This window comes from Bradyrhizobium sp. 192, from assembly GCF_023100965.1.
Taxonomy (GTDB): domain Bacteria; phylum Pseudomonadota; class Alphaproteobacteria; order Rhizobiales; family Xanthobacteraceae; genus Bradyrhizobium; species Bradyrhizobium symbiodeficiens.
In genome coordinates this window covers 7,230,422-7,251,093 of the sequence record NZ_CP064690.1, presented here as the reverse complement: position 1 = coordinate 7,251,093, position 20,672 = coordinate 7,230,422, and the positions used below count along the sequence as shown (strand labels likewise).

Here is a 20,672-nt window from a genome sequence, read left to right as displayed (position 1 = left end):
TCATCCTCGATGAACAAGTTGCCGTGGGGTGAGCGGGTGGCGCAGCCTTGCGCGCGGGCGGCGATGCGGAGACCGCAGCCGGGGCAGGATTTGCTATTTTAAGTTGATCGCTCCCGGCACGTGTGCGCCGGGAGCGGCGTCGTCACTTTGCGAGCGAGGCCTTTTCGATCACCGCGGCGACTTCTTTCGCATGAACGACGAGCGAAGCATGGCTGCCGGCGACTTCCGTCGTCTGGGCCTTCATGGCGGCTGCAAAATGCCTCTGGACCTCGGGCGCGATCACCTTGTCCTTCGTGGTGACCACATAGAAAGTCGGCTTATCGCGCCACGCGGCAACATCGATCGGGGCCTCGAACGCGACGTGGTTCAGCGGAAGCTGATGGTTGGCCAAGGCTTCCGCGATCTTCGGCGGAAGGTCAGCCGCGACCGCAGATGGGAACACCTTGGGATCGATGTAGAGGTTGCCCTTGTCGTCAGGATGGATCGCCGCGGTGCCCTCGGTGGCCGGACCGCTCTTGGCGAGGGTCGCCAGAGATTGGCCGACGTCGGGCGCGAAAGCGGAAACGTAAACGAGCGCCGATACCTTGGGATCGTTGCCGGCCTGCGTGATCACCACGCCGCCCCATGAGTGGCCGACGAGGACGGTCTTGCCGCTCTGCTTCGCCAGCGCCTGCTTGGTGGCATCGACGTCGGCGGCAAGCGACGTGAGCGGATTCTCGACCAGCGTGACGTTGTAGCCCTTCTTCGTGAGGATTTCGGCGACGGGCTGCCAGCTCGTCTGGTCCACGAAAGCGCCGTGGACGAGCACGATGTTGGGGGCCGCTCCCTTGGGCAGTTCGGCGGAATGAGCCGAGCCGACCAATGTCGTTCCGGCCAGAAGTACGGTGGCGGCAGAGAGGAGAATATTTCGCATGAATCGTTCCTGTTGGCATGTCGGACGAACACGGTCCGAAGGAATGGACAGGCGTTTCCGGTAAGGTCGCGGTTCTTCCATCCGCCCCCTGGGCGAAGGGTTGCCGCTCCTGACGTCGGCCCGCGCTGGCATGACCTATGGCGCGGACCTTCCGGACGATAGAGATCGATCGTCCGGATGTTGTGTCCAATCGTCCACCGGACTAATCTCGGCGACATGGACATACTCGCCCAAGTGCTCGATCGGGTTCGTCTCGGCGGGACGCTGCTGTTTCACTTCGAGCTCGGCCATCCCTGGCACCTCGAGTTGCCGGCGCGACCGTACGCTCTGTTTCATTATCTTAGCCAAGGCTCGGCAACTCTCGCCCTCGAACAGGGAGAGCAGATCCAGATGTCCGAGGGCGATTTCGTCGTCATCACGCGGGGAGAGCCCCACGTGTTCTATTCGGATCGCCGCGCCAAGCCTTTGCGGATCATGGATATCGACCGAACGTCGCCGCGCCTGGGCGTCGTTCGTCACGGCACAGGTGCAAAGCCGCTCTCGACGATGATTTGCGGCAATTTCACCGTGTCACGGCCTCTGTTTGGCAGTGTGCTGGAGCTGCTTCCACCCGTGCTGCTGCTGAAGCGGACCACCGATGGTGGTTGGCTTGAAGCGATCCTCCGCCGTATGGTCAGCGAGTCCGCGCTCGAGCGTCCAGGCCAACGCGTCGCGCTTTCACGATTGACCGAAGTGCTCTTCGTCGAGGTGCTCCGAAGCTGGATTGCATCTCTCAGTCCCGGACAGGGCGGCTGGCTTGGCGCCATATCCGACCCTCATATCGGACCGGCGCTCAAGCTGATTCATGAAAACCCAGAGCGGCCCTGGACACTGAGCGATCTTGGCCACCGTGTAGGCCTCGGCCGCTCGGTGTTTTCTGCGCGCTTTACCAAGCTCGTCGGCCAGTCCATGCACCGCTATGTGATCGAGCGCCGGATGGCGGAGGCTGCGTTCCTGTTGGAAACCAGCGACGAGCCTATCGCCCGGATTGCGAGCCGGGTCGGTTACGAGACACCTGCGGCATTTTCCAAGCTGTTCAATCGATATCACAGCCTATCGCCCGGTCGGTACCGGGCAGCCAGACAATCCAACGGCGACGACAGACAAGCGGACATTCCGGTACAGGCTGCCGATTGACGATCGGCTCTCGCGGAGCCTGAACTGAAGCGGCAAGCGGCCTCAGCCTGGGAAGGGTAATGAGCTGAGGCCGCTGACGCTTCGGCACGGAGGCGAATCCAACCGAGGCCGGACGAGGTTAGGCTTTCTTCCACGTCGCACGATGTTCACATCTGAACGTTCGCGCGACGTCGTTCTGTTCGATGCTTTACATCTCGTGAATGCCCTTGCGGCATCCCCGCGGTCTCATGCGTACCGACGCGAGCCGAATGCAATCAATTTTCGATCGTCCGAAGCGGCCGGTCGGCCGGGTCGCGCGACGGATCAGCCAGGTGCTCCGGCCATTCGATTGGCCTGCAGACGAGCCCGCGACGCTCGATCTCCTTGAACAGACGATCAGCGCGGTGTCTGGCGGGTAGCCCGATCAACCTGGTGCCGGCCAAGGCATCGGCCTGCACCTCGTTGCGAATGAACTCGTGCATTCGCATGATGAAATGATCGGAAAGTCCTGCAAATTCGCTCATGGTAAGCCGCGCTCTACCTAGAAAAAAAGCCACTCGATCAGGCGCCAGCCGACCCATGCGATTGCGGCGATCCATGCGATCATGGGAATGCCGACGGCGCCGAGGAATGCCAGCCCGACGGCGTAGTCGTGGGCCTCGCGGCGCTTGGCCTTCGACAGCGTGTGCTGGTCGGTCCTCTTGAGCATGTCATCCCTGCCTGGTTGCCAGGCTAGCGAGGGCAGCTTCGATGGACAAACGCCGGCTCGAATTAACCTCACCGGTCAACCTTACCTGCGCGGCATGGCGTCGGAGTGAGTGCGTGTCCTTATGGCCAAGCTCGCCGTTCGGATGCGGCGTCACTGGCGCGTCAAGGTGCGTATGGATTCCAGGAGCCGCTCGAGTCGGTAGGGCTTGTGGAGCATGATGCTCCCGGAAACCGGGCGCGGATCTGATTGAGTGTATCCAGTGGCGTAGATGACGGGAATGGCGGGATGACTCTGCCTGCATCTTATTGCGACGTCCCACCCGGAAATCTGTCCCGGCAGCCTTACGTCCGTGAAGATGAGGTCCGGAGTGACTTCGGCGCAAAGCTGCAGCGCGTGCTCTCCGCTCCCGGCTTGAAGAACTTCGTGCCCGTGACCCTCCAATATGTCGACGACCACATCGCGGATCAGGTCTTCGTCTTCAACGACCAGAATTTGCAAATCATTCTCCCGGCAGGCGCGCCCTGTTATGCCGGGCTTGCCTCGCTGTAGAGCGCGCATTGTGAAGCATCAGGATCAAAAGCGTTAACCATCGCCAGCGGTTCCATTCCGGGCGGGATTGCTTCGATGTTTCTTAAATCTTGCTGGGTACCTCTCTTGGGCAGGGTGACTTGGGCAGGGTGACTTGGGGAAAGCGATGAAGAAGCGGGCCAAACGCGGAAAGGCGGAGACTTTCGCTCTCCCGATGGCCGCGCGCGTTGCGATCGGCGTCGTGGCCGTCGCCGTCGTGGGCTACGGTTTGCTGTCCCGACCGGCGAGCGTGCAGCCAGTCCGGAAACCCGCGCAGGAGGCCAAGGCATCGTCGACGCCGGTTTACGTGGCGCCTCCGGTTCATGCCGCAGCGGTGGCTCCGGTCCCGGCTGCAGCTCCGATTCCGACACCGGCTCCGGCGCCTCTGGCCGAGCCGCCAAAAGCCGACGCCGAGGGTCCCGGGGCATTGGTCCGGCAGGTAGTTGACTACGCCAGCCGCCAGGCGCCCGGCACCGTGATCATCGATACCGGAAACACATTCCTCTATTTCGTCCTGAACGACAGGCAGGCGTTGCGCTACGGCATCGGTGTCGGCCGCGAAGGCTTCACCTGGTCCGGCGAGCAGACCGTGGCCCGCAAGGCAGAATGGCCGGATTGGCATCCGCCGACCGAAATGATCGGGCGTCAGCCTTATCTGCCGCGGTTCATGGCGGGCGGCCCCGGCAATCCGCTCGGCGCGCGCGCGATGTATCTCGGCGAAACCGAATATCGCATTCACGGCACCAACAACCCCAATACGATCGGCAAGCGAGTGTCGTCCGGCTGTATCCGGCTGACCAATGACGACGTCACGGACCTCTATGAGCGAGTGAAGGTCGGCGCGAAGGTGATCGTGCTTCCGGCAAGCGCCGCCCGCAGACCATCCCAGGGCACGCCGGCCGACGCCGCCTTCCGATTGCCGGACCCGGCATCGCCGTCGAAGCGGCCGTTGGCGGCTAACGCGCAGATGCTGTCATCCGGACCGAAGGTCGCCGAGGCGCGGTAGCTCCAAGGTCTGGCTCCAAGGATCTGGCAGAGCCGCGCAGCGTCGTCCGGCACGCGCGGCTGGACGGGCAGTGTCAGTCGCCGCCTTCCGCCAGTTGTCCGGCTCCAATGACGTGCCTTCCCGGCTCGCCGGCAACAGCGGCCTCGATGAGCTGGCGGGCCACGTTGGTCACCGAACTGACGCGCGCAACTGGCGGCAACAGGGGAGATATGAAGCCCAGGACGTTCCGCACGGCTCGCTGTACCGGCCTGCTTTCGGCACGCTCGCCATCCAGGAATCCTGGCCGCAGGATCGTCAGGGACGGGAAAGCGAGCGCCCCGATCGCTTCCTCCACCTCGCCCTTCGTCCGTGTGTAGAGAAATAGGGATCGCGGGTCGGCGCCCAGGGACGATACCAGCGCGAACCGACCGACTCCGGCGTCGCGCAGCCGCCGCGCGATCAGCAGCACAAGTTCGTAATCGACCGCGCGAAATGCTCCTGCCGACCCTGCCGCCGCCCGCGTCGTTCCGAGCGCGCAGATTGCGCCGTCGGCTCGCCATTCCTCACCGCCTGCACCGGCAATCAGATCATCGAGCCGAGGATTGCTGACCCGCTCCTCGGGCGGCAGCGCACGCCGCGTCGGCGCGATGATGCGCGTGACGCGAGAGTCCGCAAGAGCGAGCGTCATCGCGCGACCGCCAACCAGCCCGGTCGCGCCTACGATGAGCAATGTGGTCATGACCATCCCGTCCCGGCTTTGCAGGCCAAATTTTGCAGGCCAAAACTTGCAGGCCAAGCTTTGCAGGCCAAGAGTACAGGAACCGGTTGCCACGGCAAATTCGGGGATGTCCTTGCCGTTTTGTCCCGTCAGCCCGACTTGCACCTATGACTTGCACCTAAATGCGCTCCTGCCGTTCGTCCCCATCACTAGGGACAGACGCCGGCGCTGTGGTTCGCTAGTCTGGCCTGAAGGATATGACAACCTCGGGAGGCCGCCTTGAGCACCGCGCCGCGCATCGATATCGACCCTGTCGCGTTCTGGGCCGATCCCTATCCGATGCTCGCCAAAATGCGGAAAGAAGCGCCGATCGCCTTCGTGCCGCAGCTCGGCTCGACGCTGCTGACCAGCCGCGACGACATCTCGATCTCCGAGAAGCAGATCGACGTGTTCTCCTCGCACCAGCCCGCCGGCCTGATGAACCGGCTGATGGGCCACAACATGATGCGCAAGGATGGCGAGGCGCACCAGGTCGAGCGCCGCGCGATGTTCCCGACGGTGTCGCCGAAGACGGTGAAGGCGCATTGGACCGCGCTGTTCCAGGCCCATGCGGACCGCATCCTCGACGCGATCGAGCCGGGGCGGATCGACTTCATGCGCGACTTCGCGCTGCCGTTCTCCGGCGAATGCCTGAAGTCGATCACCGGGCTCACCAACATTGGCTATCAGGACATGGACGCATGGTCGCAAGGCATGATCGAGGGCATCGCCAACTACGCCGGCGATCCTGAGGTCGAGGCGCGCTGCCATGCCGCGACATCGGGCATCGATGCTGCGATCGACGACATCCTGCCGGTGATGCGCGAGCATCCAGACCAGAGCGTTCTCGGTGTGCTCCTTGCCTCCGGCATGCCGATGGAGAGCGTGCGCGCAAACGTCAAGCTCGCGATCTCGGGCGGCCAGAACGAGCCGCGCAAGGCGATCGCCGGCACGGTGTGGGCGCTGCTGACCCATCCCGAGCAGCTCGATCTTGTCAGGCGCGGTGAAGTCACCTGGCTCCAGGCGTTCGAGGAATATGCCCGCTGGATCTCGCCGATCGGCATGTCGCCGCGGCGCATCGCCAGGCCGTGGAGCATCCGCGACGTCGCCTTCGAGGCGGACGAGCGCGTGTTCCTGATGTTCGGCTCCGCCAATCGCGACGAGACCCATTTCGAGCGCGCCGACGAGTTCGACGTGCGCCGTGATACGACCAAGAGCGTCGCGTTCGGCGCCGGCCCGCATTTCTGCGCCGGCGCCTTCGCCTCCCGCGCCATGATCGCCGACGTCGCGCTGCCGACCGTGTTCGCGCGGGCGAAGCAGTTGGAGATCGTCGACGACGAGAAGGTGCGGATCGGTGGCTGGGCTTTCCGTGGGCTGCAGAATTTGCCGGTGCGATTCACCCGTCGGGCTGCCGTGTAAGTCATTGATCTCGCTACCGCTGGCTACTGTGCATGGGGTTGTTTTCGCGATTTTGAGGTCGGGGGCCTCGGGGCGCCGAGACAGCGCCGTGCGGCGCTCGCATTCGCGTGCGAAAAAATCCCTCTGCATCGTCGCCGCTATTTGAAAGATTAATCATGCGCGCTGGCGCGCCCGCAGTGCGCGCATCGCTATTTTCCCGGACGTCTCGACACCTCCGACAAGCCGCACCATCATTCCCGAACGCGAATGAACGACGGCCGCATGTGGCCGGGAGTGTGGAATGCAACGTCGTGACTTTCTCAAGCTATCCATCGGAACCGCGACCGCCGCCGCGTTCGCCTCGCCCGCGATCGCGCAAGGCGCGGTGAAGGAAATTCGTGTCGGCTATCAGAAGACCGGCGTGTTGGTAATCGCGCGTCAGCAGGCCGCCCTGGAAAAACATTTCACACCGCAAGGCATCGGCGTGAAATGGATCGAATTCTCGTCCGGCCCGCCGATGATGGAAGCGATGAACGTCGGCAGCGTGGATTTCGGCGCGGTCGGCGATTCTCCGCCAGTGTTCGCCCAGGCCGCGGGCGCGGCGATCGTCTATGCCGCGGGCCAGCCCATCACCAACGGCCAGGGCATCCTGGTGCCGAAGGATTCGCCGATCCGCGACATCGCTGATTTGAAGGGCAAGCGCGTCGGCTTCACCAAGGGTTCCAGCGCGCACAACATCGTGGTGCAGACCCTGGAGAAGGCGGGTCTCACCTACGACGACATCACGCCGGTCTACCTGGCGCCGCCTGATGCCGGTCCGGCCTTTGCCAATGGCAGCATCGAGGCGTGGGCGATCTGGGATCCCTATTTCGCGATCGGCGAGGCCAAGCAGGGCGGCCGCATCCTGATCAATGCGCGCGACGTCACCAGGACCAATTCCTTCTACATCGCCAATCGCGAGTTCGCGAAGAGTCATGGAACGATCCTGCAGCAGATCGTCGACGTGACGACTGCCGCTGGCAAATGGGCCGAGCAGCACCGTGATGAGGTCGCCAAATCGCTCGCCGCGATCACCGGCGTCCCGCTGGACATCCAGACGGTCGCAGCCAACCGCGCGAACTTCGTCGTCGGTCCGGTCACCGACGATATTGTCGCGACGCAGCAGGGCGTTGCCGACCGCTTCTACAAGCTCGGCCTGATCCCGAAGCCGATCGTCATCCGCGACGTCGTCTGGCGTAGCCCGGCAGCCTGATCGTGCCAACCACTCTTCCCATTTCAAAAGGTCTGAACATGAGGCGTATCATCCAGCGTCTGGTCGCGGCCATCGTGCTGTCGATCGGCATCGTCGCCGCCGCCGTCGGCACCTCCTACGGTCAGGACAAGGTGGTTCGCATCGGCTACCAGAAATACGGCAAGCTGGTGCTGCTCAAGAGCAAGGGCACGCTGGAGCCGAAGCTCGCCGCCGACGGCTACAAGGTGGTGTGGACCGAATTCCCCTCCGGCCCGCCGCTGCTCGAAGCGCTCAATGTCGGCGCGATCGATTTCGGCAACACCGGCGAAGCCCCGCCGATCTTCGCGCAGGCCGCCGGCGCGCCGATCCAGTATGTCGCTCATGAGCCGCCGGCGCCGAAGGGCGAGGCCATCCTGGTGCCGAAGGACAGCCCGCTGAAATCGGTCGCGGACCTTAGGGGCAAGAAGGTCGCGCTCAACAAGGGCTCCAACGTCCATTATCTCCTGGTCAAGGCGCTGGAGAAGGCCGGCGTGAAATATTCGGACGTCGAGCCCGTGTTCCTGGCACCCGCCGATGCACGCGCCGCCTTCGAGCGCGGCGCGGTAGATGCGTGGGTGATCTGGGATCCGTTCCAGGCCGCGGCGGAAGCCGCCACCGGTGCACGGACGCTCGCTGATGGCACCGGCATCGTCGCCAACTACCAGTTCTACTTCTCCTCTAAGAAGTTCCTCGACTCCAATCCGAAGATTGTCGACGCCGTGCTGGCGGAGCTCAGCACTGTCGACGACTGGGCCAAGGGCGATATTCATGCGGTCGCCGAGCAACTGGCGCCGGCGATCGGATTGCCGATCGCCGTGGTCGAGGTCGCCTTGAAGCGGCAAGCCTACGGCATCAAGCCGATCACGGATGCCGTCATCGCCGACCAGCAGCAGGTGGCCGATGCGTTCTTCGCACTCGGCCTCATTCCCAAATCCATCAAGATCTCCGACGTCGCCCGGAAGTCAGGATCGTGAGCAAAGTCATGACGAAGCAAAGCAGCCCCAACATCCTCTGGTTCCTGCCGACCCACGGCGACGGCCGTTATCTCGGCACCGGCATCGGCGGCCGCGAGGTCAATTTCAACTATCTGCGCCAGATCGCGCAGGCGGCCGACCAGCTCGGCTATTTCGGCGTGCTGCTGCCGACCGGGCGATCCTGCGAGGATTCCTGGATCGTTGCATCCAGCGTCGCGCCGTTCACCGAGCGGCTGCGCTATCTCGTGGCGGTCCGCCCCGGCCTGCAATCGCCGAGTGTTGCGGCGCGCATGACGGCGACCCTCGACCGCATCAGCAATGGCCGGCTGCTCGTCAACGTCGTCACCGGCGGCGATCCCGTCGAGAACAAGGGCGACGGCGTCTTCCTCGCCCACGACGAGCGTTACGAGGTCACCCGCGAGTTCCTGGGCGTCTATAGCGACCTGCTCGCCGGCAAGACCGTCGATGTGGAGGGCAAGCACATCCACGTCGAGGGCGGCAAGCTGCTGTTTCCGCCGGTGCAGGCGCCGCGCCCGCCGCTCTATTTCGGCGGCTCGTCCGATGCCGGCATCGATGTCGCAGTCGACACCGTCGACAAGTACCTCACCTGGGGCGAGCCGCCGGCGCTGGTCGCCGAGAAGATCGCGAAGGTGAGGGAGGTCGCGAGTGCGCGGGGCCGCAAGCTCTCCTTCGGCATCCGTCTCCATGTCATCGTACGCGAAACCAACGAAGAGGCGTGGCGCGCGGCGAACGAGCTGATCAAGCATGTCAGCGACGACACCATCGCGCTCGCGCAGAAGAACTTCGCCCGCATGGACTCCGTCGGCCAGCAGCGCATGGCGCAGCTCCATGGCGGAAAGCGCGACAAGCTCGAGATCGCCCCGAACCTGTGGGCCGGTGTCGGCCTCGTGCGCGGCGGTGCCGGCACCGCGCTGGTCGGTGACGCCGAGACGGTGGCGGCCCGCATCAGGGAGTATCAGGACATCGGCATCGATACTTTCATCATGTCGGGCTACCCGCATCTGGAAGAAGCCTATCGCTTCGCCGAGCTGGTGTTCCCGCTGCTCGCGCTGGAACAGCCCTCCAACGTGACCAAGCTGCATTTCAACGGCGGTCCGTTCGGCGAGACGGTCGGCAGCGATTTCCGTCCACAGCACCGGGTGTCGCAGTCATGAGCCTGATCGACAGCATCTCGCTCCCGCGTAGTTTCCGTTTGCCGCGGGTCGACGGCCTGATCCAGTGGATCGTGCCGCTCGCGATCATCGCGATCTGGCAGGTCGCCAGCGTCACCGGCTTCGTGCCGACACGGGTGCTGCCGGCCCCGAGCGATGTCGTGCTCGCCGGCTGGAAGCTGCTGCTCTCCGGCGAGCTCGTCCGCAACATCTGGGTTTCGTTCTGGCGCGCCTCGATCGGCTTCCTGATCGGCGGCGGCATCGGCTTTGCCTTCGGCCTTGCCAACGGCCTGTCGCAGCTCTCGGCCAAGCTCACCGACACCACGCTGCAGATGGTGCGCAACGTGCCGCATCTGGCGCTGATCCCGCTGGTCATCCTCTGGTTCGGCATCGACGAGAGCGCAAAACTGTTCCTGGTGGCGCTCGGCGTGTTCTTCCCGATCTACCTCAACACGCTGCACGGCATCCGCACCGTCGATCCGCAGCTGATCGAGATGGGCCGCATCTACGGCATGACCGACGGCGAACTGTTCCGACGCGTGATCTTCCCGGGCGCGCTGCCCTCGATCTTCGTCGGCATCCGCTTCGCGCTCGGCATCATGTGGCTGACCCTGATCGTCGCCGAGACCATCGCGGCGTCCTCAGGGCTGGGTTACATGGCGATGCAGGCGCGCGAGTTCATGCTGATCGACGTCGTCGTGCTCTCGATCCTGATCTATGCCCTGCTGGGCAAGCTCGCCGACAGCGCCTCCCGGGTTCTGGAGCGGGCGACGCTCTCCTGGAACCCCGCCTTCCAGAAACGTTGAGAGTCACATGCAGACAGCGCTTCGTACCTCCCTTCCTGAAACCGAGCTCGCCAGCCGCGCCCATTTTGCGCCTCACGCCCGCGTGGTGCGGGAAGAGCGCGCGGTGCAGAGCAGCGGCCTGCCGCTCAACATCCGCGGCTTGCGCAAATCCTTCGGCAGCAACGAGGTGCTGCGCGGCATCGATTTGCACATCCCCGCCGGCCAGTTCGTCGCCATCGTCGGCAAAAGCGGTTGCGGCAAGAGCACGCTGCTGCGTCTCATCGCAGGCCTCGACAAGATCGACGCCGGCAGCATCAGCTTCGGCCAGGACACCCAGCGCGAGGACATCCGCGTCATGTTCCAGGAACCGCGGCTGCTGCCCTGGGCGCGCGTGCTCTCCAATGTCGAGGTCGGCCTCGGCCGCGACCGTGCGTCGAACGATGCGCATGCCCGCGCCGAACAGGCGCTGACCGAAGTCGGTCTGACCGACAAGCGCGATCAGTGGCCCTCGGTGCTGTCGGGCGGACAGAAGCAGCGCGTCGCGCTCGCCCGTGCGCTGGTCTCCCATCCGCGCGTTCTCGCCTTCGACGAGCCCCTCGGCGCACTGGATGCGCTGACCCGCATCTCGATGCAGCGCCTCTTGGAGCGCGTCTGGCGCGACCAGGGCTTTACCGCGATCCTCGTCACCCACGACGTCGCCGAAGCCGTCGCCCTGGCCGACCGGGTGCTGGTGATCGACGAGGGCCGGATTGCCCATGACGTCACGGTTAACGCCACCCGGCCCCGGGAGCGCGGCTCTGCCGAATTGGCAAGCCTCGAAGGCTCAATTTTGAGCAACCTTTTGTCGGCGGAAGATCGTACCTAGATAAAGAGCAACCCCGCGTCGGGGACCATGCCATGAATGTAGTGCCTCGCGATCTCATGACTGAAACTGCCATCTCGTCCGCCGATTTCCGCGGCGCCATGCGCCATCTCACCGGCGGCGTCAGCGTCATCACCGCCGGGCGGGGCAAGGACATCACCGGCATGACGGTGACCTCGGTGACCTCGCTGTCGGTCGAGCCGCCGACGCTGCTGGTCAGCATCAACCGCGACGCCTCGTCCTTTCCCTTGATCCGCCGCCACGGCGCCTTCGGCGTGAACATCCTCAACGCCGACCAGCTCGATGTCGCCGAGCGCTTTGCCGGCAAGGGCGGGCTGAAGGGCGCCGATCGTTTCAAAGGTGCCGAGTGGGTGACGGCGGTCTCGGGCGTTCCGCTGCTGGTCGGCGCGCTGTCGGCGTTCGATTGCGAGGTCGAGGAGATCGTGGAGCGCCATTCGCACGGCATCGTCATCGGCCGTGTCAGGGGCATCAACAGCTCGACGCGCACCGCGGCGCTGGCCTATTGGCACGGCCAGTATGTGGCGGTCGACCAGGACGAGGACGCCGCCACGCTTGCGGATGTCAGCGTTCCCGCGCGCAGCCGGCGCGGCGTTTGACCGCCGCAGGCTGTCAGCGCAGAGGCTGGTCTTTTCTCCGTCATCGCTCTAGAAGCGCCCTGAACCTTCCCGCCGGGACGGCAATGGAGCGGATCGATGAAGCGTATCGCGACCTGGGCGTTCTATGCCATCGGCGCGCTGGCGATCGCCTATCTCGCGCTCTACGCCTACGCGATGTTCTCGGGCCAGCCCGTGATCATTCCCGGCGATCCCATCCACATCTTCCGCAGGCCGGACGCGCCGAGTTATTCGTGAGGTGAATGCGCGCGGCCAATGTGGCGCGCGTCTCTCTCAACCCGTCATGGCCGGGCTTGACCCGGCCATCCACGTGCATCGGCGTTTTCGGAGAGGCGTGGATGCCCGGGACAAGCCCGGGCATGACGACCGAGTGTGTGACTTCACCCCCGCAAAATCGCCAGCGCCAGCGCTTGCGCGCGCGGCACGATGCTGTCGATCTCGAGATATTCCTCCGGTGTGTGCGCGAGCCCGCCGACCGGGCCGAGGCCGCAGATGGTCGGCGTGCCGACCGCGGCGGTGAAGCCGGAATCGGCGCAGCCGCCGGAGAATTCACCCTGCAGCGTGGTGAGGCCGGCCTGTCGCGCGGCGGCCTGGTAATTCTCGAACAACGCCTTGGACTCGGGGCTCTGCACCACCGGAACGAACTCGCCCTTGATCGTCAGTGTCGCGCTCGTGGCTGGCACGTAGGGCGTCGCGACGATCTTTTCGATCGTGGCCATGATCCGCGCGCGATCGGCCGGATCGACATAGCGCAGGTCGATCTGCCCTTCCGCGTAAGGCGCGGTGGTGTTGACGGACTGCCCGCCCGAGACCAGGCCGACATTGAGCGTGATGCCCTTGTCGAGATCGGTGAGCGCATGGATCTGCATGATCTTGTGCGCGAGCTCGCCGATCGCGCTGACGCCGGCGGCGAAATTGGCGCCGGAATGCGCGGCTTTGCCGGTGATGCCCAAATGCATGAAGATGCCGCCCTTGCGCCCCGTCACGACGTTGCCGGTAGGGCGGCCCGGCTCGGAATTGAACACGGCGCGGGCCGAGCGGCCCTCACGCTCGATCACGGGCCGGGAGGAGGGTGAGCCGATCTCCTCGTCCGAGGTGATCAACAGCTTGATCGGATGCGGGTTGCCGCCGAATTTGTGGAAGGCGGTGGCGACGAAGATGTTCATCACGACTCCGGACTTCATGTCGGCGACGCCAGGCCCATAGGCGCGGCCGTCCTTGATCGTGAACGGGCGCCGCTCCGCTTCGCCCTTGCCGAACACGGTGTCGCGATGTCCCATCAACAGCACCGGCTTCTCGTTGCTTCCGGGCTTTGCGACGTCGGCATGGATGGCGTCGCCGAAGGTGGCGTCGGCTTCGCGCCGGCACGGAATGCCGTGCTCGGCAAAATGCCGCTCGAACCGCGCACCGACCGCATCGACGCCGTCCTTGTCATAGGAGCCGGAGTCGATGTTCACGACGTCGCGCAGCAGATCGATCATCGCCTGCTTCTGCGACGCCAGCCAGTCCGTGATTTGAGCTTGAGACATGTGGTTCCTCGCGTGGTTTTCATGCGGGGTTATAGGGCGTGGTGTCGCCGCGACCTAGTCGCCGGATGCGGTGCCGCCATGTGTTCGCTCCCGTAGCCCGGATGAGCGAAGCGATATCCGGGATGCCACAAGGAGGGGTGTCCCGCATGTCGCTGCGCTCATGCGGGCTACAAGACCATCGCTGACGGTGCACAAATAAATGCCCGGGACCAGCCCGGGCATTCGTAATCCCAACCAGCGTGGGCGCTACTTACGCCCCAACCATCGGCATCCGCGGATACTCGCCCGGCGTTCCCGCCGGGGTGATCGGGATGCCGCCGTCGGAATATTCGTTGAGCTTGTTGCGCAGCGTGCGGATCGAGATGCCGAGGATGTTGGCGGCGTGGGTGCGGTTGCCGAGGCAGTGCTTCAGCGTTTCCAGGATCAGGTCGCGCTCGACATCGGCGACCGTGCGGCCGACCAGCGCCCGCGTCACCTGCTCGGCGGCCATCGTGGCATGCGCCACGGCCGGCACGGTCTTGGCGAGGTCGAGGCGGTCGCCGTCCGGCGTCAGGATGGCGTCGGGGCCGATCTCGTCGCCCTGCGCCATCAGCACCGCGCGATGCATCGTGTTCTCGAGCTCGCGGACGTTGCCCTGCCAGCGGTTGGCCGAGAGCACGCGGCGCGCTTCCGCCGAGATCGGGCGCACCGGCACGCCGTTGGCCTCGGCGTATTTCTTCACGAAGTGCTGGGCGAGCTCGAGGATGTCGAGGGGCCGCTCACGCAGCGGAGGGATCTTCAAATTCACGACGTTGAGGCGGAACAGCAAATCCTCGCGGAACGTGCCTTCACGCACGGCGTCCACCAGATTGCGGTTCGAGGTCGCGATGATGCGAATGTCGACGGGGACCGGCTTGGTGCCGCCGACGCGATCGATCACGCGCTCCTGGATGGCGCGGAGCAGCTTGGATTGCAGGCGGACGTCCATCTCCGAGATTTCGTCGAGCAGCAGCGTGCCGCCGGTCGCTTCCTCGAACTTGCCGATGCGGCGGGCGATCGCGCCGGTGAAGGCCCCCTTCTCGTGGCCGAACAGCTCGGATTCGAGCAGATGCTCGGGGATCGCGGCGCAATTGATCGAGATGAAGGGACGCTTGGCGCGGGCCGAGCGGGTGTGGACGTAGCGGGCCAGCACTTCCTTGCCCGTTCCGGACTCGCCGGTGACCATCACCGAGGCGTCGGAGCCGGCGATCTGCTGCGCCAGCTTGATCACCTTGGCCATCGCCTCGTCGCGATAGACCAGCTCGCGGGAATCGTTGGCGACCGCTGCCAGCACCGCAGCGATCAGCTCGGGGTCCGGCGGCAGCGGGATGTATTCCTTGGCGCCGGCGTGGATCGCGGCGACCGCGGCCCGGGCGTCGTTGGTGATACCGCAGGCGACGATCGGGGCGTGAATGTGCTCGGCCTCGAGCCGCATCACGAGGTCGCGGATGTCGAGGGCCACGTCGACCAGCAGGAGGTCGGCGCCCTTGCCGCCGCGCAGCACGCGCATCGCCTGCTCGTGATCCTCGGCATGGGTCACGGTGGCGCCGTTGTCCATCGCGATCTTGGTGGCGGTGGTGAGCTGGCCCTTCAATGTGCCAACGATGAGAAGCCGCATGTCAGTCTCCTGTCCGTCTGGTCGCGCGCGCTATCAGCTGCGTTCGGTCTTGATGATTTCGGTCATGGTCACGCCGAGCTTGTCCTCCACCAGGACGACTTCGCCGCGGGCGACCAGCTTGTTGTTGACGTAGATGTCGATGGCCTCGCCGACGCGGCGATCGAGCTCGAGCACGGTGCCGGGTCCGAGCTTCAACAGCTCGCTGACGTCCATCTTCGAGCGGCCGAGCACGGCCGAGACCTGCACGGGAACGTCGAACACCGCCTCGAGGTCGGCGGCGGCACGCGCCGCATATTCGTCCTCGCTGTAGCCGACGTCCGTGCCGGTCGGCGGCATCGGGCCGTTGAGATCGGGCAGCGGGACCTGTCCGTCGGTGTCGCTCATGGCTTAGCTCCCCCTGCGGGACGCGACATAGCGTCCAACCATTTCATCGATCTTGGCCGCGATGGCGCCGCGCTCCAGCACGACACCGCCATCGGCCCATTCGATCCGGCAGTCGCCGGTCGCAATCTCCGGCTCGGCCAGGATCACCAGCCGTCCTTCGAAGCCGCTCTGCTTGGCGAGCCGCTCGATTTTCTCGCGTGCGCTGTCGTAGAGCGCGTCGTTGATGCGGACCACCAGATGCGGCGTCGCGACCAGATGCGAGAAGCAGTCCTTGACCAGTGCGACGATCTCGCCGAGCGGCTCGGCGGCGACCAGATCGGCGCACAGCTTGCGCGCGACCGCCACTGCGACGTCGACCGCCTCGGTCTCCATCTTGGATTCGATGTTGCCGATCCCGGACGCGATGCCGCGGATGCCGATGTTGATCTCTTCCATGGCCAGCGCGACGCGACGGTCGCTCTCGGCCTTGGCCTCCTGCTGGCCGGCGGCAAAGCCGTCCTGATAGGCCCGCGCCTCGGCTTCCGCGATCCTCTGGGCGACCTCCGCGGCAGTCGCGGCCTTCTCCCGCGTCGTCCGCTCGGGCGCCGCGAAGTCGGTATCGAACAGGAATTTTGCCGGAGCGGCCATCAATACACCAGTTCGTCGTCGGCGCGGTTCTTGGTCAGCATGATCTCGCCCTTGGCGGCGAGATCCTTGGCGAGATTGACCAGCAGCGCCTGCGCCTCGTCGACGTCGCGCAGGCGGACCGGGCCCATCGCGGCCATGTCGTCCTGGAGCATCTTGGCGGCGCGCGAGGACATGTTGCCGAAGAAGAAGTTGCGGACGTCCTCGTTGGCACTCTTGAGCGCGACGCCGAGCTTGTCCTTGTCGACGTTGCGCATCAACGTCTGGGCCGAGCCGGAATCCAGCTTCACGAGGTCGTCGAAGGTGAACATCAGCGCCTTGATGCGCTCCGCCGATTCCCGGTTGTCCTCTTCCAGCGAGGTGATGAAGCGGGTTTCCGTCTGGCGGTCGAAATTGTTGAAGATTTCGGCCATCACCTCGTGGGCGTCGCGGCGGCGGGTCTGCGACAGGTTGGACATGAATTCGGTGCGCAGGGTCTTCTCCACGCTCTCGATCACCTCCTTCTGCACCGCTTCCATCTTCAGCATGCGGTTGACGACGTCGAGCGCGAGCTCCTCGGGGAAGATGCCGAGCACGCGCGCGGCGTGTTCCGGCTTCAGCTTCGACAGCACCACCGCGATGGTCTGCGGATATTCGTTCTTGAGATAGTTGGCGAGCACCTCTTCCTGCACGTTGGAGAGCTTCTCCCACATGTTGCGTCCCGCGGGGCCGCGGATCTCGTCCATGATGCCGTTGACGCGCTCCGGCGGCAGGTACTGCTGGAGCAGCCGTTCGGTGGCGTCGAAATTGCCCATCAGCGCGCCCGAGGCCGACATGCGCGAGACGAACTCGAGCAGCATGTCCTCGACCGTGTCGACCTCGACGGTGCCCAGCGTCGACATCTCCAGCGAGAGCTGGCGCACCTCGTCATCGTCGAGCATCGACCAGATCTTGCCGCCATACTGCTCGCCCAGCGCCAGCATCAGGATCGCGGCGCGCTTGGGTCCTGCCACCGCCTCGGTCTGCCCCGCGCGACTGCCGGCACGCTGGCCGAGCGTGGAGATCACGTTGGTGATGTCGTTGGAGTTGGCGTTTTGCAGATTTCCGGCCATGTCAGATCACTTCTTGATTCACTGCTAGGTTTCTTGGCTAGGATTACTTGGTTCGGATTACTTGGTTGGTTCGGTCAGCCACTGGCGGATGATGGCGACGGTTTCGTTGGGGTTGCGCTCGGCGAGCTCGCCGACGCGATGAACGGACTGGGCGTGAACCTGGCCCTGGACGGTGGCGACGTCGATCGCGCTGGCGGCGCCGCTCGGCAGCAGTGCCTGGCCGGCTGCCGCGGTCTCTTCCGAGGCGGCCGGGCCGGAGAGCACGCCGGAGATGGCAGCGGCGACTTCGTCGGAGGCCAGGATGCGCTTGACCAGCGGGCGGATCACCAGGAACAGCACGATCAGGCCGAGCAGCATCATCACGCCGAGTTCGACGAAGTACATGACGTCGTCCTTGGTGAACTGGAGCATGCCGAGGAAGCCGGAGGGCTCGCTGATCGGGGTGGTGGAGGGCGCATCCGCAAAGCGCAGGTTGACGACCTCGACCTGGTCGCCGCGCTTCTGGTCGAAGCCGATCGCCGAGCGCACCAGGGTGGCGATGCGGTCGAGCTGCTCCTTGGTGCGGTCGGTGTAGACGAGCTCGCCCTTGTCGTTCTTGGTGTAGATGCCGTCGACCAGCACCGCGACCGAGATGCGGTTGACCCTGCCGGCCTCGGTCACTTCGGTCTTGGTGGTGCGGGATATCTCGTAGTTGTTGGTCTCTTCGGACTTCTTGCTCTGGTCCTTGGCCGTGGCGCCGCTGTTCTGCTGGTTGCCGGGCAGCTCGTTGTTGACGGTGACCTGGCCGTTGTTGTCGGCGGTCATGCTCTGCTCTTCGCGGGTCTGGCTCGAGCGCAGCACCCGGCCCTCGGGGTCGAACTTGTCCGAGGTCTGGGTGATCTTGTTGAAGTCGAAATCGGCGGAGAGCTGGACGCGGGCGCGGCCGGAGCCGACCACCGAGGAGACGATGTCCTCGACCTGCTTGCGGATCCGCTTCTCGAAGTTGATGCGGCGCTCGTCGCCGACCGCCTGCTCCGGGTCGGTGGCGGCGCCGTCGGCGAGCAGCTGGCCGGCCTCGTCGACGATCGAGACCCGCTGCGGCTTCAGGCCGTTGACGGCGGAGGCGACGAGGTGACGGATGGCGCGGATCTGCTGGGCTTCCAGCGCGCCGCGGACCCGGACCACGATCGAGGCCGACGGCTCCGGCGCCTCGCGGGCGAACAGCGGGCGCTCGGGCAGCACCAGATGGACGCGGGCGGCCTGGATGCGGTCGATGGCGCGGATGGTGCGGGCGAGCTCGCCTTCCAGGGCGCGGAGGTGATTGATGTTCTGGACGAAGGAGGTGGTGCCGAGGGCGTCCGACTTGTCGAACACCTCGTAGCCGACGCCGCCGCCCTTGGGCAGGCCGCCCTCGGCGAGCTTCATCCGGAGGCGCGTGACCTTGTCCTTGGGCACCATGATGATGCTGCCCTCGTTGCGGATCTCGAACTGGATGCCCTGGCGTTCCAGGTCCTTGATAATCCCGGAGGAATCCTCGACGCTGAGGTCGGTGAACAGCGTCGTCATCTGCGGCGTGGTGACGCGCATGATGACGAACGCGAAAAAGCCGATGAGCGCGGCGGTGACCGCGATCATCGCCCCGAACCGGGCGGCGCCGATACTCTTCAGAAAGTCCGCAAGACCTTGCAAGCAACCGCCCCAACAGATTCGGCCGCTTTCACCGGAAAGGCCGACTGGGCAATTATTGCCTAGGTGATGGTTTCGATATGGTTAACGAAGGTTAAGAGGTCGGACAAAAGTCGCGCAAAAGGCGGACATGAAAAAAATCGGCCTCGCGGGGCGGGGCCGATTTTCGTCAAAAGCCGCAGATTTCCGGATCGCCTACTGGCGATATTGCTGGATGCGGGTGGTGCGAAGACCCGCCAGACCATGCTGGTCGATGGAAAACTGCCAGGAAAGGAATTCGTCGACCGTCAGGGTATAACGGCTGCAGGCCTCCTCAAGCGAGAGAAGTCCGCCACGGACGGCGGCGACGACTTCGGCCTTGCGGCGGATGACCCAGCGTTTGGTGCCGGGTGCAGGCAGATCCGCGATCGTCAACGGACTGCCGTCCGGCCCGATGACGTATTTTACCCTCGGGCGATGGGGTTCTGTCATGGCGTACTCACAAACTCTCAACCACTGAACTCACTTCACAACCCTACGCATCGCGGCTTAAAAATCCGCTAAGCCTAAGGCTTCAATACAATTCTCGTTGAAACTTGCGGGAACGCGACCGGCCCGAGGCGCTGAAAACGCAATTTCAGCGGGTCGGGCGGGGTCTTCGTAAATACTTTACTAACGAACGGGGCCTGCGCGGTGGTGCTGCAAGGCCTTTGTAGTCGTCCCGGCGAAGGCCGGAACCGATACCGCGTGATCTATCGATGTGACGCGGGTAGCACTACCGAGAATGTCTTAGCCAAATTGCCTTTGGTGGTTATGGATCCCGGCTTTCGCCGGGATGACATCTTAGGTGTGGCTTTTGCGCGGGCCTCAATTGCTGCTGGTGGCGATGATGCTCTTCACCTGGCTCAGCGTGTAGCTGGCGCCGTCGATGGTGAGCAGCGGCGGCGATTGGGTCAGGTCGACCGAGGACACCACGCCCTGCACTTGGGCTGCGATGCCGACATTGTTGTTGGCGATGTCCTTGCCGGTAGCCGTGATGGTGTACTTGCCGTCGGGCCATTGCGTGCCGTCATTGCCCATGCCGCCCCAGGTGAAGGGGACGTCGGTGCCGGCGCCGGCGGTGTATTTGCCGGTGAACACGGTCTGGCCGGTGGAATTGGCGACGGTGATGTCGACGGTGGAGTCGGTCGGCACGTTGAGATGCCAGGTCGCGGACGAGTTCGTCATGGTCGCGGTGGTGCCGTCGACCAGAGCGGTCTTGCCGACGAAGCCCAGCGCCTGGGTCGCCTGCGTGGTCTGCTGCAGGGTGACGAGCTGGGACAGCGAATCGTTGGTCTTGAGCTGCTGCTCGACGCCGGCGAACTGCACCAACTGCTGGGTGAACTGGTTGGTGTCGAGCGGATCCAGCGGGTTCTGGTTCTGCAGCTGCGTGGTCAGCAGCGTCAGGAAGGTCTGGAAGTTGCCGGCGAGCGTCGATCCCGTGGTCGAGCCCAGCGAGTCCGACGAGGAGGATTTCGGGAGGTCGGTGGTCCCGGAGACGACGGTAGGAGCGGTAGCGCCAGTCGTGGTGGTCATGTCGAAT

At 64.7% G+C, this 20,672-nt stretch carries 23 protein-coding genes; 11 read left to right on the top strand and 12 right to left on the bottom strand.

Annotation, left to right across the window (positions count from 1 at the left end; translation table 11 throughout):
* Positions 1-142: 142 nt before the first annotated feature.
* Positions 143-913 carry an alpha/beta hydrolase gene (locus IVB24_RS34010; protein ID WP_247770824.1) on the bottom strand — a complete coding sequence of 257 codons (771 nt, stop codon included), beginning with the start codon at positions 911-913 and terminating at the stop codon, positions 143-145.
* Between the two features lie 216 nt (positions 914-1,129).
* Between IVB24_RS34010 and IVB24_RS34005 the strand changes: the two genes are divergently transcribed.
* Positions 1,130-2,089 carry an AraC family transcriptional regulator gene (locus IVB24_RS34005; RefSeq protein WP_162406782.1) on the top strand — a complete coding sequence of 320 codons (960 nt, stop codon included), beginning with the start codon at positions 1,130-1,132 and terminating at the stop codon, positions 2,087-2,089.
* Between the two features lie 254 nt (positions 2,090-2,343).
* Here IVB24_RS34005 and IVB24_RS34000 read toward each other — a convergent pair whose 3' ends face one another.
* Positions 2,344-2,592: a hypothetical protein gene (locus IVB24_RS34000; RefSeq protein WP_094976968.1), complete on the bottom strand. Its 249-nt coding sequence runs from the start codon at positions 2,590-2,592 to the stop codon at positions 2,344-2,346.
* A gap of 17 nt (positions 2,593-2,609) precedes the next feature.
* Positions 2,610-2,777, bottom strand: coding sequence for an RNA-binding protein (locus IVB24_RS33995; protein WP_094976969.1), 168 nt, complete (start codon positions 2,775-2,777; stop codon positions 2,610-2,612).
* 285 nt (positions 2,778-3,062) lie between these two features.
* On the opposite strand from IVB24_RS33995, the gene IVB24_RS33990 reads away from it, so the two are divergent.
* Positions 3,063-3,326, top strand: coding sequence for a hypothetical protein (locus IVB24_RS33990; protein WP_247770822.1), 264 nt, complete (start codon positions 3,063-3,065; stop codon positions 3,324-3,326).
* Positions 3,327-3,471: 145 nt separating this feature from the next.
* Positions 3,472-4,350, top strand: coding sequence for a L,D-transpeptidase (locus IVB24_RS33985; protein ID WP_247770820.1), 879 nt, complete (start codon positions 3,472-3,474; stop codon positions 4,348-4,350).
* Positions 4,351-4,423: 73 nt separating this feature from the next.
* On the opposite strand, the gene IVB24_RS33980 is transcribed toward IVB24_RS33985, so the two are convergent.
* Complete coding sequence (locus IVB24_RS33980) at positions 4,424-5,212, bottom strand: NAD-dependent dehydratase (protein ID WP_247770812.1); 789 nt, start codon at positions 5,210-5,212, stop codon at positions 4,424-4,426.
* Between the two features lie 114 nt (positions 5,213-5,326).
* Here IVB24_RS33980 and IVB24_RS33975 point away from each other — a divergent pair, with 114 nt between their 5' ends.
* The 8 genes from IVB24_RS33975 (at position 5,327) to IVB24_RS33940 (ending at position 12,419) form a co-directional block, all read left to right on the top strand.
* Positions 5,327-6,505 carry a cytochrome P450 gene (locus tag IVB24_RS33975; protein ID WP_247770810.1) on the top strand — a complete coding sequence of 393 codons (1,179 nt, stop codon included), beginning with the start codon at positions 5,327-5,329 and terminating at the stop codon, positions 6,503-6,505.
* 280 nt (positions 6,506-6,785) lie between these two features.
* Entirely contained in the window at positions 6,786-7,736 is a 951-nt protein-coding gene (locus IVB24_RS33970; protein WP_247770802.1) for a sulfonate ABC transporter substrate-binding protein, read from the top strand.
* Positions 7,737-7,774: 38 nt separating this feature from the next.
* Entirely contained in the window at positions 7,775-8,728 is a 954-nt protein-coding gene (locus tag IVB24_RS33965; protein ID WP_247770799.1) for a sulfonate ABC transporter substrate-binding protein, read from the top strand.
* 8 nt (positions 8,729-8,736) lie between these two features.
* On the top strand, positions 8,737-9,903 hold the full coding sequence (gene ssuD, locus IVB24_RS33960) for an FMNH2-dependent alkanesulfonate monooxygenase (RefSeq protein ID WP_247770798.1): 1,167 nt from the start codon (positions 8,737-8,739) through the stop codon (positions 9,901-9,903).
* On the top strand, positions 9,900-10,706 hold the full coding sequence (gene ssuC / locus IVB24_RS33955) for an aliphatic sulfonate ABC transporter permease SsuC (RefSeq protein ID WP_247770790.1): 807 nt from the start codon (positions 9,900-9,902) through the stop codon (positions 10,704-10,706). Before ssuD ends, ssuC begins: the two co-directional genes overlap by 4 nt.
* Positions 10,707-10,713: 7 nt before the next feature.
* The gene (locus IVB24_RS33950) at positions 10,714-11,550 is read left to right on the top strand and encodes an ATP-binding cassette domain-containing protein (protein WP_247770781.1); all 837 of its coding nucleotides are present in this window, start codon (positions 10,714-10,716) and stop codon (positions 11,548-11,550) included.
* 32 nt (positions 11,551-11,582) lie between these two features.
* On the top strand, positions 11,583-12,164 hold the full coding sequence (locus IVB24_RS33945) for a flavin reductase family protein (RefSeq protein ID WP_094976974.1): 582 nt from the start codon (positions 11,583-11,585) through the stop codon (positions 12,162-12,164).
* 96 nt (positions 12,165-12,260) lie between these two features.
* Positions 12,261-12,419 carry a hypothetical protein gene (locus IVB24_RS33940; protein WP_247770773.1) on the top strand — a complete coding sequence of 53 codons (159 nt, stop codon included), beginning with the start codon at positions 12,261-12,263 and terminating at the stop codon, positions 12,417-12,419.
* Between the two features lie 143 nt (positions 12,420-12,562).
* Here IVB24_RS33940 and IVB24_RS33935 read toward each other — a convergent pair whose 3' ends face one another.
* The 8 genes from IVB24_RS33935 to IVB24_RS33900 form a co-directional block, all read right to left on the bottom strand.
* A complete protein-coding gene (locus IVB24_RS33935; RefSeq protein WP_247770771.1) occupies positions 12,563-13,711 on the bottom strand; it encodes a M20 family metallopeptidase in 1,149 nt (382 codons plus the stop codon).
* Positions 13,712-13,961: 250 nt separating this feature from the next.
* Complete coding sequence (locus IVB24_RS33930) at positions 13,962-15,347, bottom strand: sigma-54 dependent transcriptional regulator (protein WP_247770770.1); 1,386 nt, start codon at positions 15,345-15,347, stop codon at positions 13,962-13,964.
* A 33-nt stretch (positions 15,348-15,380) separates the two neighbouring features.
* Positions 15,381-15,731 (bottom strand): flagellar motor switch protein FliN, encoded by a 351-nt coding sequence (gene fliN / locus IVB24_RS33925; protein WP_140481065.1) that lies wholly within the window; start codon positions 15,729-15,731, stop codon positions 15,381-15,383.
* Positions 15,732-15,734: 3 nt separating this feature from the next.
* Positions 15,735-16,358, bottom strand: coding sequence for a FliH/SctL family protein (locus IVB24_RS33920; RefSeq protein WP_247770768.1), 624 nt, complete (start codon positions 16,356-16,358; stop codon positions 15,735-15,737).
* The gene (fliG, locus tag IVB24_RS33915; RefSeq protein WP_094976979.1) at positions 16,358-17,446 is read right to left on the bottom strand and encodes a flagellar motor switch protein FliG; all 1,089 of its coding nucleotides are present in this window, start codon (positions 17,444-17,446) and stop codon (positions 16,358-16,360) included. Before fliG ends, IVB24_RS33920 begins: the two co-directional genes overlap by 1 nt.
* Before the next feature lie 57 nt (positions 17,447-17,503).
* The gene (fliF, locus tag IVB24_RS33910) at positions 17,504-19,114 is read right to left on the bottom strand and encodes a flagellar basal-body MS-ring/collar protein FliF (RefSeq protein WP_140481063.1); all 1,611 of its coding nucleotides are present in this window, start codon (positions 19,112-19,114) and stop codon (positions 17,504-17,506) included.
* A gap of 192 nt (positions 19,115-19,306) precedes the next feature.
* Positions 19,307-19,582 carry a DUF1153 domain-containing protein gene (locus IVB24_RS33905; protein WP_002714638.1) on the bottom strand — a complete coding sequence of 92 codons (276 nt, stop codon included), beginning with the start codon at positions 19,580-19,582 and terminating at the stop codon, positions 19,307-19,309.
* Positions 19,583-19,957: 375 nt separating this feature from the next.
* Positions 19,958-20,665, bottom strand: a complete 708-nt coding sequence (locus IVB24_RS33900; protein WP_166476077.1) for a flagellar hook capping FlgD N-terminal domain-containing protein — start codon at positions 20,663-20,665, stop codon at positions 19,958-19,960.
* Between the last annotated feature and the right edge of the window lie 7 nt (positions 20,666-20,672).

What these genes read in the sequence shown, in the direction of transcription:
- IVB24_RS34010 (WP_247770824.1), bottom strand. Translation starts at nt 913, where the DNA reads ATGCGAAATATTCTCCTCTCTGCCGCCACCGTACTTCTGGCCGGAACG.
- IVB24_RS34005 (WP_162406782.1), top strand. Translation starts at nt 1,130, where the DNA reads ATGGACATACTCGCCCAAGTGCTCGATCGGGTTCGTCTCGGCGGGACG.
- IVB24_RS34000 (WP_094976968.1), bottom strand. Translation starts at nt 2,592, where the DNA reads ATGAGCGAATTTGCAGGACTTTCCGATCATTTCATCATGCGAATGCAC.
- IVB24_RS33995 (WP_094976969.1), bottom strand. Translation starts at nt 2,777, where the DNA reads ATGCTCAAGAGGACCGACCAGCACACGCTGTCGAAGGCCAAGCGCCGC.
- IVB24_RS33990 (WP_247770822.1), top strand. Translation starts at nt 3,063, where the DNA reads ATGACTCTGCCTGCATCTTATTGCGACGTCCCACCCGGAAATCTGTCC.
- IVB24_RS33985 (WP_247770820.1), top strand. Translation starts at nt 3,472, where the DNA reads ATGAAGAAGCGGGCCAAACGCGGAAAGGCGGAGACTTTCGCTCTCCCG.
- IVB24_RS33970 (WP_247770802.1), top strand. Translation starts at nt 6,786, where the DNA reads ATGCAACGTCGTGACTTTCTCAAGCTATCCATCGGAACCGCGACCGCC.
- IVB24_RS33965 (WP_247770799.1), top strand. Translation starts at nt 7,775, where the DNA reads ATGAGGCGTATCATCCAGCGTCTGGTCGCGGCCATCGTGCTGTCGATC.
- ssuD (WP_247770798.1), top strand. Translation starts at nt 8,737, where the DNA reads ATGACGAAGCAAAGCAGCCCCAACATCCTCTGGTTCCTGCCGACCCAC.
- ssuC (WP_247770790.1), top strand. Translation starts at nt 9,900, where the DNA reads ATGAGCCTGATCGACAGCATCTCGCTCCCGCGTAGTTTCCGTTTGCCG.
- IVB24_RS33950 (WP_247770781.1), top strand. Translation starts at nt 10,714, where the DNA reads ATGCAGACAGCGCTTCGTACCTCCCTTCCTGAAACCGAGCTCGCCAGC.
- IVB24_RS33945 (WP_094976974.1), top strand. Translation starts at nt 11,583, where the DNA reads ATGAATGTAGTGCCTCGCGATCTCATGACTGAAACTGCCATCTCGTCC.
- IVB24_RS33940 (WP_247770773.1), top strand. Translation starts at nt 12,261, where the DNA reads ATGAAGCGTATCGCGACCTGGGCGTTCTATGCCATCGGCGCGCTGGCG.
- IVB24_RS33935 (WP_247770771.1), bottom strand. Translation starts at nt 13,711, where the DNA reads ATGTCTCAAGCTCAAATCACGGACTGGCTGGCGTCGCAGAAGCAGGCG.
- IVB24_RS33930 (WP_247770770.1), bottom strand. Translation starts at nt 15,347, where the DNA reads ATGCGGCTTCTCATCGTTGGCACATTGAAGGGCCAGCTCACCACCGCC.
- fliN (WP_140481065.1), bottom strand. Translation starts at nt 15,731, where the DNA reads ATGAGCGACACCGACGGACAGGTCCCGCTGCCCGATCTCAACGGCCCG.
- IVB24_RS33920 (WP_247770768.1), bottom strand. Translation starts at nt 16,358, where the DNA reads ATGGCCGCTCCGGCAAAATTCCTGTTCGATACCGACTTCGCGGCGCCC.
- fliG (WP_094976979.1), bottom strand. Translation starts at nt 17,446, where the DNA reads ATGGCCGGAAATCTGCAAAACGCCAACTCCAACGACATCACCAACGTG.
- IVB24_RS33905 (WP_002714638.1), bottom strand. Translation starts at nt 19,582, where the DNA reads ATGACAGAACCCCATCGCCCGAGGGTAAAATACGTCATCGGGCCGGAC.
- IVB24_RS33900 (WP_166476077.1), bottom strand. Translation starts at nt 20,665, where the DNA reads ATGACCACCACGACTGGCGCTACCGCTCCTACCGTCGTCTCCGGGACC.